Annotated in this window: 10 protein-coding genes; 1 reads left to right on the top strand and 9 read right to left on the bottom strand. The window is 29.4% G+C overall.

Annotated elements, in window-relative coordinates; translation table 11 throughout:
- Positions 1-41: 41 nt before the first annotated feature.
- Entirely contained in the window at positions 42-833 is a 792-nt protein-coding gene (locus HUU89_RS03515) for an SDR family NAD(P)-dependent oxidoreductase (RefSeq protein WP_175301003.1), read from the bottom strand.
- 168 nt (positions 834-1001) lie between these two features.
- Between HUU89_RS03515 and HUU89_RS03510 the strand changes: the two genes are divergently transcribed.
- Positions 1002-2186, top strand: coding sequence for an MFS transporter (locus HUU89_RS03510; RefSeq protein ID WP_117849692.1), 1185 nt, complete (start codon positions 1002-1004; stop codon positions 2184-2186).
- Positions 2187-2191: 5 nt separating this feature from the next.
- Here the strand turns inward: HUU89_RS03510 and HUU89_RS03505 are convergent, their stop codons facing one another.
- The 8 genes from HUU89_RS03505 to HUU89_RS03470 all read right to left on the bottom strand — a co-directional run bounded on the left by HUU89_RS03505 (position 2192) and on the right by HUU89_RS03470 (position 11860).
- Complete coding sequence (locus HUU89_RS03505) at positions 2192-2890, bottom strand: pseudouridine synthase (RefSeq protein ID WP_254697690.1); 699 nt, start codon at positions 2888-2890, stop codon at positions 2192-2194.
- A 1-nt stretch (position 2891) separates the two neighbouring features.
- Positions 2892-3698: an HAD family hydrolase gene (locus HUU89_RS03500; protein ID WP_175301002.1), complete on the bottom strand. Its 807-nt coding sequence runs from the start codon at positions 3696-3698 to the stop codon at positions 2892-2894.
- A 1-nt stretch (position 3699) separates the two neighbouring features.
- Complete coding sequence (locus HUU89_RS03495) at positions 3700-4317, bottom strand: flavodoxin family protein (protein WP_175301001.1); 618 nt, start codon at positions 4315-4317, stop codon at positions 3700-3702.
- Between the two features lie 90 nt (positions 4318-4407).
- Complete coding sequence (rlmD, locus tag HUU89_RS03490) at positions 4408-5760, bottom strand: 23S rRNA (uracil(1939)-C(5))-methyltransferase RlmD (protein ID WP_175301000.1); 1353 nt, start codon at positions 5758-5760, stop codon at positions 4408-4410.
- 31 nt (positions 5761-5791) lie between these two features.
- Entirely contained in the window at positions 5792-6520 is a 729-nt protein-coding gene (locus HUU89_RS03485; protein WP_119363627.1) for a hypothetical protein, read from the bottom strand.
- A 41-nt stretch (positions 6521-6561) separates the two neighbouring features.
- Positions 6562-7608: a CamS family sex pheromone protein gene (locus HUU89_RS03480; RefSeq protein ID WP_107028963.1), complete on the bottom strand. Its 1047-nt coding sequence runs from the start codon at positions 7606-7608 to the stop codon at positions 6562-6564.
- Between the two features lie 36 nt (positions 7609-7644).
- Entirely contained in the window at positions 7645-9639 is a 1995-nt protein-coding gene (gene ligA, locus HUU89_RS03475) for an NAD-dependent DNA ligase LigA (protein ID WP_147579574.1), read from the bottom strand.
- Positions 9640-9709: 70 nt separating this feature from the next.
- Complete coding sequence (locus tag HUU89_RS03470) at positions 9710-11860, bottom strand: ATP-dependent helicase (RefSeq protein WP_175300999.1); 2151 nt, start codon at positions 11858-11860, stop codon at positions 9710-9712.
- Between the last annotated feature and the right edge of the window lie 43 nt (positions 11861-11903).

Below are 11903 nucleotides of genomic sequence, written 5' to 3'. Positions count from 1 at the left end.
AAAATTCTCTAATTTTAAAGATTTTTTTAATTAAATACAATTTATCTTATTTCTTTTGTTCCATCTAACTCTTGATAAATCATCCAAATTTTCTTAACTAAACGATGTGGCAAAACCTTCATTCCTAAGATTTGTATTCGATTGATTGTTCCATATAAAGAAACATCCTTAGAACTTTCCATATCCTTAATCGCTTTTTTAATAACATCTTTTGCTTTATAAACTTTTCCATAACGAATCACAACAGGCTTTTTATCTTTTTCAACTGCACGATCAAAGAACTCTGTTTCTACCCAATAAGGACATATAGCTAAAACATGAATTTGTCGATATTTTAATTCTTCATTTAAAGCTCTTGAATAACTTAAGACAAATGCTTTGGTCGAAGCATAAATATTTAAATAAGGGATTGGCATATAACCACTACATGAAGCAAGATTAACAATATAGCTTTTTTTATGCATATAAGGTAAAACACTATTGACCATTTTAACAACTGCAAGCATATTTAAATTCATCATATTTTCAATAACTTCAATTGACATATTTTCATAATGATCTAATTTTCCATATCCTGAACAATTAATCAATGCTTTTACTCTAGGTTTTTCTTGAAATAAAGCTTCTTGAATAATTTCAAAAGATTCTTTTTGCGTTAAATCTAAAGCAAAAATTTTTACCTTTGTTTGTAGTTTTTCCTTTAAACATTCTAATCTTTCTTTTCTTCTAGCAATCACCCATATTTCATCTACTTGATACTTCTTTTCAATTTGCATAGCAAATTCTTTTCCCATACCAGAACTTGCTCCAGTTACAATTATTATTTCTTTCATTTTTTATCACCACTTCTATTATAAGTTTCTTTCGAAGTAAGTCAAAATATTCTCCTTTTTTTCATAATATAAAAAAGCGCTTACAATTATTCTTTTTATGATAGAATATAGATAAGTTATTTATATTTAAACATACAATATGATTATTATTTAAGGAAGGAAATGTTTATGAAAAAAAATCGTAGTTTAAACTTGAAGTATGCTGGTAGTCAAATTTTCTACTTTGCTGCTTTTGCTTCTATGATGGGTTATGCTTCTGTCTTTTTATTAGATAAAGGATGTACAAACTCACAAATTGGTATTGCTCTTGCCCTTTCAAGTATTATCGCTGTTATATTACAACCAATGCTTGCTTCTTTTGCAGACAATCATAAAAATATTGAAATGCGAAATATCATTGCACCAATTGTTTTATTAGTCATTGCTTTATCCGCAATTCTTTATTTAATTCCAGGAAGTGCTTTATTTGTTTTATTTTTAGTAGTTACTATTTTTTCAATCATGTCATCAATCATGCCCCTAATGAATTCTCTTGCCTTTGTTTTTGAACAACATGGTATTGAAATCAACTATGGTCTTGCTCGTGGATTAGGTTCTGTAGCTTATGCAATTGCTTCTCTTGTTTTAGGACATGTTGTCGAAAGTTTTTCACCGGGTATTTTACCTCTATTCTATATTATTTTTACAGCTTTATTATTTGTTGTTGTTAAAATGTTTGTTTTACCAAAAGGTTATGAAAAAGAAGTAGTCAAAGAAGATACAAAACAAGAAGAAACAGAACAACTTTCTTTTGGTAAGTTCTGTATGAAATATAAAAAATTTATTTTATTTTTAGTTGGTTTTGTACTTGTCTATTTTGCGCATACAATTATCAATAACTTCTTTATTCAAATTATTACAAATATCGGTGGAACAAGTGCTGATATGGGAAATGCTGTTTTCGTTGCAGCAATGTTGGAACTTCCAACAATGGCTTTCTTTACAAAGATGTCTGAAAAAATTAATTGTGGAACACTTATTAAATTTTCAATTTTAATGTTCTGTGTAAAACATGCACTTACATATTTTGCGACAAACATGATTATGATTTATCTTGCCCAAGTATGTCAAATGTTTGCCTATGCTTTATTTGTTCCAGCCTCTGTTTATTATGTTAATGAAAAAATTGCTGTTGCCGATCGTGTTAAAGGACAATCGCTTGTTACAACTTCAATGACTTTATCAGGAGTATTTGCAAACTTCGCAGGTGGAATTATGCTTGATGCTTTAGGTGTTGGACATGTTTTACTTGCTGGTGTCATCTTATCGATCGTCGGTGCTGTTATTGTTATTTTAACGACAGAAAAAGTTTAAGCGACTCAATATTGAGCCGCTTTTTTTATGAGCTTATTTCTTTCTTCTTTATTTAAAGGACGTGACATACCTTCTGATAAGTTTTCATCCAAAAGAATTTCATCAAATGAAATTCTTTTTAAAGAAACAACTTCATTCTTCAATGATAAAAACATCTTTTTGATTTGATGATATTTTCCTTCTTCTATTGTCACATACCCGTGATAATCATCTATAATTTCAAGTTTTGCTGGTAAACATTGAATCTTCTGATCAATGATGATTCCCCTTTTAAAAGCTTCTTGATCTTCCTTATTAAGTCTTTCTTTTGTTTCAACAAGATAGGTCTTCTCTACATGATTTTGTGGTAACAATAATTTCTTTAAACTTTTATCATTAGTAAGAATCAAAAGTCCTGTCGTATCACGATCTAATCTTCCTAAACAAAAACAATCTGGATAATCAATTAAATCAACAACACATTTTTCCTTTTCATCTTTATTGGCACAAAGATAACCTTGTGGTTTATTGAGCATAAGATAATGAAATGGTTGACTCTTTAACATTTTTCCCTGATAAATAAGAACATCCTCTTCTTGGATCTTTCTTTTACAATTGGTTTCAACAACACCATTCACTTGGATCAAACCATGTTTAATAAGTGTTTTACATTCTTTAACATTACCTAAATTATTGTACATTAAAATATAATATAAATCTTTCATACTAATCCTTATAATTTTCTTCTAACCAACGTGCTACCGCATCTTGGTCGTGACGACCAATAACACCTGTTGCTTTTTCTTTAAGCTCTTCACAGGCATTTTCTACCGCATAGCTTTCATCCGCTATTTCAAACATCGATAAATCATTTAAACCATCGCCAAACACAACAACCTTCTCACATTTTAAATAATCTTTTAATTGTAAAATAGCATGCGCCTTGGTTGCTTTTTTAGGTAAGATTTCAAGCCACCAATCTTGACTATAAATATCTTTAGAAAATAAACATTGATATCGATCTTTTAAATCATGATAAAAACTTTCTAGTTGTTTTTTGGAAGCAATACATGAAACATAGAAAACATCTCCTTGAAAGAGATTATTTTCAACTGGATTTTTTCTTTTATCATTACGTGTACTTATAAAATCTAGTTGTTGTTTGGTTGATTTACTAGGAATATAACTAAATTTTTCTTGTTCATTTATAAAAGCATAAACAATAGGATAAAAGTCTTTTTGATTAAAATAATGAGCTAAATCATTGACTTCTTCTTTTAAAAAGAAATTAGATACTAAAATTTCTTGGCTTTGGTTATCAATAATAAAGGCGCCATTATAAAGAATCAAAGGAATTTTTGCACTTAAGCCTTTGGTTGCTGGTTTGGCTGAATAATAAGATCTTGCGGTTGCATAAGAAAACAACATTCCTTGATCAACAAGTTTTTCAATTGTTTGATTAGTATAAGTTGATGTTTGTTGTTGACTATTTAAAAGCGTACCGTCTAAATCAGAAACATACAGTGTTTTCATTTTAACGAATAAAGTTTGTCGTTCTCTTTTTATTTTGAGGAACTTCAATTCCTGCTTTTTTACCAGCTTCAATACATTTTAACATCCAAGCCATATTTTTACCTAAAGCATACATTGTATCTAATCCCTCTCTATCTTGTTCAACATCACTTGGTGTATGTCCATGCACTTCATTCCAATAGTTTGATGTGACAATAGGCATTTCAGAAACACTTAAATGTTTATTTAAAACATCCATACTTGTGACACTTCCTGCTCTTCTTGATGAAGAAATTACTGCTGCTGGTTTATGAACAAATGCAGATTTAGCACTATAAAAAACACGATCCATAAAGCTTTGAATTTTACCTGTTGGATGTGCATAATAAACAGGTGTTCCAAAGATAAAGCCATCAGCATCTTTTGCCATTGAGGCAAATTCATTGACACAATCATCAAAAACACATTTACCTGTTTTAGCGCATGATCCACAAGCAATACAATCTTGTAAAGGAACATTTGGAATATGATAAATAAGCGTTTCTATTCCTTCTTCTTTTAATGCTTTTTCTACTTCTTCTAAAGCACGATTTGTACATCCTTTAGGATGTGGTCCTCCATTAACTAATAATACTTTCATTTCCTTTTTCCTCCTGTTTTTATTGTAAAACACTCTTTATAATATGACAAATAGTTATTTGTTATAACTTGATATAAGAAAAAGAAATCGCTAGGATTTCTCAAATCTTAAAATATTTTCAATGTGAAAGGTATGTGGGAACATATCTACGGGTTGACAATTCGTAATTGTATAACCATGTTCATTCAAATACTTAGCATCTCTTGCTTGAGTGGCTACATCACATGAAATATAAATAATTTCTTTAGGATTTGCCTGTAATAAATGTTCTAAGAATTCTTCTGAACATCCTTTTCGTGGTGGATCAACAAAAACAACATCTAAATGGGTATTTTTCTTAACAAGCTCAACCATATATTTTCCAGCATCATCACAGACAAATTCAGCATTATCTATTTTATTAAGTAAAGCATTATTTTTAGCATCTTCAATGGCTTGTGGAACAACTTCGACTCCGTAGACTTTCTTTACATGCTTTGCAAGTGAAAGGGTAATGGTTCCAATTCCACAATACGCATCTAAAACAGTTGATTCTTTTGTAAGATGTGCTAAATCAATCGCTGTTTGATAAAGTTTTTCTACTTGAATAGGATTGATTTGATAGAATGATTTTAAGGAAATTTTATATTGATTGTCTAATAATGTATCATAAATATAACCTTTTCCATAAAGTATCTTTTCTTCATCACCTAAAATAACATTATCATGTCTTTCATTGATATTTTGAATAATGGTTTTAATATGTGGAAATTCTTTAACAAGTGTTTCAACAATTTGATCAATATGTTTAATTGTCTTTTGATAAGTAATAAAACATAGCATAAATTCTTCACTGTGATAGCCTTTTTTAGTAAGAACATGTTTAATATTACCTTTATGTGTTGTTTTATCATAAGGTTTAATATCATATTTTACAAAGAGTTCTTTCACTCTTTGAATCACTGCATTTGATTCTTTATTTTGAATAAGACATTCATCACAAGCAATAATATCGTTTGTTCTTTGTTTATAAAAACCTGTTACTAATTGACCATTTTTATCATAACCTAAAGGCATTTGAACTTTATTTCGATAATACCAAGGATCTTCTTGCATCAAACAAGGTTGTACATCAACTTCTAAATGTCCAATTCTTTCCATACAATCCTTTACTCTTTTTGTTTTAAATTCTTGTTGTCCCTTACTTGATAAATGCATTAAATGACATCCACCGCATCCTTGATAAATATGACATTTAGGATTCACTCTTTCAGGTGAAGGTTTTTGTAATTCAATTAAACGTCCTACCCCATAATTTTTTAACATTTTAATACATTTAATTTGTCCAACTTCCCCTGTAATCATGCCATTTACAAAATAAGTAAATCCTTCATATTTAACGATTCCTTTTCCATCATGAGATTGATCAACACATTCTCCTATAAAATAATCATTTTTCTTCATTTTTTCCTCCAAAAAAACGAGCTGAGCTCGTTTATTGATTATTATTTGCGGCAGCTTTATTTGCTGCATCGACTTCTGCTTGTCTTTGAATTGCTTTATCTGCTGATGCTTGGTCTTTAACATTTTGACCTGTATAGGTAATTGCATCAACACCTGCATGTTTTGTTCCAAATAATGGGAAATCACTTTCACCATTAGATTTTACAATAATTTCTAAATCATATTGTAAACGTCCATTTGCTTTATTTAAAAGTTGTGACCATGCAGCACCATCTTCTTTACTTTGTCCCATTGCATCATCAAAAGTATGCAAAGAATTTTCAACTAAAGATTTAGCAGTATCAACTTGAATATTATCTGATAATTGATAAGTAAGCTTAATTGTACGACAACCAACTTTAATTGCAACATCTTGAATATTTTCATCTTGTTCTATTTGTGATTCAACTTGAGTAATTGCATTTTTATCAACAGATAATAATTTCACACATCTTTCTCCATAAACAGGTCCATTATTATTTCCTGAAAAAACAAAAATATAAAGGAAAAAAGCAACTACTGCAACAACAAATAAAGTTAAAACAACATGCCATATTTTAAGCTTTCTCTTTTTCTTTTTTGGTTTAGCCACCTTTTTCTCCTTTACTTCATCATCAAATGTAAATTTCCCTGTATGATTTGCATGAATATCATTATTTGGTTTTAATTCATCTTTATCAAATTCGATTGTATCATCAAAAGAAAATCTTTCTCTTGCCATTCTTTCACCTTCTCTTCTATCATTGTATCAAATGTCTATCATTAATACAACAATGTACTTTGTGCATCCTTTCCAGCATTTTTAATCACAACAGCTTTCAATCCATCTTGATCATTAATCACTGCATAACTATCAAATCCAGAAAAATGATTATCCATTTGGTCTGCAACTGTTTCTACTACATAAATAAGTTCTGTATAACTTTTTACACTCGCAGTAATTTGAATTTTTAAACTTTGAATTGAACCATCTTTATATTTCCCATAACCTACAACACCAACAGCTTCAGTTGAAGCATTTTTTACATTGTTTTTAAAAACCGAAAATTGTGAATATAGAGCTTCATCTGCTTTATTTGCTTCATCACTTGTAAAAATATAAGTAGCATAATCTAAAGATTTAATATTTCCAACTTTTCCATTTTGACAATAACTACTATAAATAAAGCGTCCATTATAACTATTTTCTTCACTGTCATTTTGACGATAAACAGCAATAAAAGTAGGAATATCTTTCACAGATTTTTTTGTTTGTAAGTACTTATATAATCTAGAAATCGTTTCTTTTGCGTAACTGTCTATACTTCCTTCAGATAAAGTTGCATTCGTTCCACCTTTTGGATCTAGAATAATCGCTATAGACATCCCTTTTAAAGTATACTTATCTCCACTTTTTTCATAATAATCTTGTTCACTAATATTTTCTACCATCTTATTAATTTCTTGACCATCAACTAATTCTCCATTGAGTGGTTGTAAAGAATATTTTTCTTTCTTTAAAAGTTGATTTTTATCATTTTGAACAAGTTGTAGACCCTCAGACATATAATAATCTGAAGTAGAGAAATAATCTGTCGATAAAGCTTGTAATTCTCTTCCTATTGTTTGAAAATCTTCAGAAGAAGAAAAATCTTGATAAAAAGTTTCTCTTACAAGATTCGTTCCTAAATTAACAATAGGATAAAATGAATCATCTAAAGAATCAGTAGATGATGTATCTTGGCTACTTTTTGTTTCTTTTTTACTTGTTTTTGACGTACATCCTGTACAAAGAAGTAAACATAATATAACTGTAAATAGTTTTTTCATGAGCACCCTCCTTTTTTGGCACATTATAGCATAAAATTATGATTTTATCATTTCCATAAACATTTCTTCCGTTAAAACTGGAATATTTAAAGATTGTGCTTTTGTAAGCTTACTACCTGCATTTTCCCCTGCTAATAAATAGGTTGTCTTTTTAGAAACGGATCCAGAAACTTTACCACCATTATTTTCTATTAAAGTAGCTGCTTCTTTTCTAGATAATGTAGGAAGCGTTCCTGTAACAACAAAAGTCATATTTTCTAATATAGACGAACTTTGAGTATCTTCAATTTCCATCTTTAATCCATAGTGCTCTAATTTATGAATGATTTCTTTATTCTTTTCATCTTTAAAATAATCAATTAAAATTTGTGCACTGGTATCACCAATATCATTGACTTCAACAAGTTGTTCATAAGAAGCATTCATCAATTGATCCATCGTTTTAAATTTCTTCATTAAAGATTTTGCAGCCGATTTACCAATATTTGAAATACCTAAAGCAGTTAAAACCTTCGTTGCATCATTTTCTTTACTTTTTTCAATGGCATTTAATAAATTATCTGTACTTTTAACAAGACCAATTACCTTTTTATCTAAAAGTTCTTGTCTTTTATCTTTTAAAATATAAATATCACTGACATCATGAATATACCCTTGATCTATTAAAGTTTCAACATACGATAAACCAAAACCTTTAATATCCATGGCATCTCTTCCTACAAAATTAACAACATTTCTAACTAGTTTACTTGGACATGTAGGATTAGAACATTTAATATCAACTGTCCCCTCTTCTTGATACGTTGGTGCCCCACATACAGGACACGTATTTCCTATTTGATAAGGAACACTTCCTGCAGGTCTTTTATCTTTATTGACACCTTTAACTTTAGGAATGATTTCTCCTGATTTATAAACAATGATCGTATCGCCAAGACGTACATCTAAACTATCAATAAAATCTTGATTATGAAGCGTTGCTCTTGAAACCGTTGTTCCACATAAACGGACTGGTTCAAAGATAGCTGTTGGTGTAATTCTACCTGTTCTTCCAACTGAAAGTTCTATATCTAAAAGCTTTGTTTCTTTTTCTTCTGGTGGATATTTATAAGCCACGGCCCAACGAGGCACTTTGGCTGTTTGCCCTAATTGTTGTCTTTGTGCATAGCTATCAATTTTAACAACTGCTCCATCAATATCATAGCCTAATTGATCTCTGCTTTCACCAATCATTTCAATTGCTTTCCATACTTCTTCAAAATTGTGACATACTTGATAATTATCAATTACCTTCATGCCTTGAATTTTTAAATATTCATAGCCTTGACTATGACTTGTAATTTCTTTTCCTCGAATATCTTGAATATTAAAAATAAACATAGAAAGATTTCTTTGTTTTGTAATACGACTATCTAATTGACGTAATGTTCCTGCCGCACAGTTTCTAGGATTTGCGAAAGTTTTTTTATTATTAAGCTCTTGAATTTCATTAACTTTATCAAAGGCCTCATTTGTCATATAAACTTCACCACGTACTTCAAGATATTCAATAGGTTCCTTTAATTTATTTTTAACATCTTTGATTACTTTAGCATTAACGGTTACATCTTCTCCTTGAATGATTCCATCTCCACGAGTAATAGCCGTTGTTAAAAGACCATTTTCATATCTTAAAGCCATTGATAAACCATCAATTTTATATTCAACAACAAACACAGGATCAACTAATGTTTCTTGCATTGATTTTACGAAGTCTTGGACTTCTTCTTTAGAAAAAACATCTTGTAAAGAAAGCATAGGAACACGGTGTCTTACTAAAACTCCTGCTTCTCTTTTAGCACTTCCTCCAACATGTTGTGTTGGTGAATTTGGTGTGACAAATTCAGGATGATCCTTTTCTATTTTTTTAAGTTCTTTCATCATCATATCATATTCATAATCACTTATTTCTGGATCGTCTTGGTTATAATAACGATCATTATGATATTCAATTGTTTTTACTAATTCTTCATATCTTTTTAAATCATCCATATTCTTACTCCTTTTTCAAATCTTTTTCATTATAACAAAATAATACTAAAAAGAGAATTCAAAGAATTCTCTAATTTGTAAGTTTTTTTAATGCTTTATGATTGGCCATTAAAGACTTAAGTCCTGCTGGAAGTTCAAAAGCAATATCTAAAATATTCTTATTGACCTTAACAACAACACCCTTACCAAAAATATCATGATTTACAAGATCTCCAACTTTCCAATCATCAACCTTATTATCCCCAATCAATTCTGCTTTAGACACTGTTTGTTTAGGTACATAATCTGTTGTTTTAAAACGAGGCTTACTTCCGCTATGAATAATTCCTTCATTTCCTACTTCATCAATGAAACGACTAGAAATTTTAGGTGAATCTGTTACAAAACTAAATCCTTCACTATCTGTTAAGAAAAGCTGTTTTCTCGCTCTTGTAAAGGCTACATATGCGAGTCTTCTTTCTTCTTCAAGACCATCATCTCCATCTTCAGTTAAACTTCTAAAGCTTGGGAAAATACCTTCAGATAAGCCTAAAACAAAGACATAATCAAATTCTAGACCTTTAGCCATATGAATAGACATTAAAGAAACATATTGACCTTGATCAATTGCATCATTATCTGTATATAAAGAAATATCTTGTAAATAATTTTCTAATGTTGGTGCATCTTCATGAGAAACTTGAAAATCATAAATTGAACGTTGTAATTCATGAATATTATCAATACGATTATCTTCTAAATCATTTTTGAGCATTTCAATATAACCAACATCAATCATTAAATTTTCAAACATTTCATGTAATGGTAAAGTTGAACGTCTTGCTTTTTCAATTGCTTCAACTAAAATTCGCACTTCTTTTTTTGATTTATTAGAAAGTCTAATTTCATCACTATGAAGCGTTAAAGCATCATAAAGTGAAATTTGATGATTAAGTGCTACTAATTGAATATTTTCTAATGTTTTTTTACCAATACCTCTAGCTGGTGTATTAATAATTCTTTCAAACGCTAAATCTTCTTGATTACAAACAAGTCTTAAATAGCTTAAAGCATCTTTAACTTCTTTACGATTAAAGAATTTTAATCCTCCAAAAATACGATAATCAATTCCTTTACGAATCAATACTTGTTCAATCGTACGTGATAAATAGTTTGCACGATATAAAATTGCAATATCACGATAATTAACCCCATCTTGATTATTTACAATATCTTCGATTTTATTAGCAATCCAATTAGCTTCCTCTTCTTCACTTTTAGCAACATGGTGAATCACATCTTCTCCACCTGTTTGCTTTGTAAAAAGATTCTTTTCTAAACGTTGACTATTTTTACGAATTAAATTATTTGATACTTTTAATATATTTCCAGTTGAACGATAGTTTTGATCAAGAATAATTGTTTTATTAGGTTTGAAATCTTTATCAAAATCTAAAATAAAATGAACATCTGCTCCTCTAAAGCTATAAATTGTTTGATCAGGATCTCCAACGACACAAACAATGGCATATTTTGATAATAATTGAACTAAATGATATTCAATTTCACCTACATCTTGGAATTCATCTACATGAATATATTGGAATTTTCTTTGCCATTTTTCTAATATATCTGGATAATTATCCAAAATATAAACTGCTTTTAATAATAAATCATCAAAATCTAATAAGAAATGATCTTCTTTATAGTTTTCATAGGCTTCATAGACTTTTGCTTTTTTGAGTTCTCCTGAAAATTGTCCAGCTAATTCAATAGCTCTTTGTGGAGAAACTCTCGCTGTTTTATATGAAGAAATTGTATTGATCATGCTTTTAATAGAAATAACTTTTGCATCTATTTCTAATTGTGTATAAAGCTTTTTAATAAGTGCTTTTTGATCTTCTTCATCCATAATTGTAAAATTACTTGGATAATTTAAAACATTAATATGTTGTCTTAAAAATCTCACACATAAAGAATGAATCGTACAAATAAGTGTTCCACTTCCATGAATACCTACAACTTCATTCACTCTTTCTTTCATCTCGTTAGCAGCTTTATTGGTAAAAGTAATTGCCAAAATAGAACGAGGATCAATTCCTACATCCTGTATTAAATGTGCAATACGATAAGTCACGACTCTTGTTTTTCCAGAACCTGCCCCCGCAATAATTCTTAAGTGACTATCTAAATACGTTGCTGCTTCTTTTTGATTTTTATTTAACAATGTATCTAAATCCATTTATTTCACCCCTATTTATCTTATTATATTACATGGATAATGA

Origin of the sequence: Faecalibacillus sp. H12 (assembly GCF_013361255.1) — a bacterium.
Lineage (GTDB): Bacteria > Bacillota_I > Bacilli_A > Erysipelotrichales > Coprobacillaceae > Faecalibacillus > Faecalibacillus intestinalis.
This window is presented reverse-complemented; position numbering and strand designations above follow the sequence as displayed.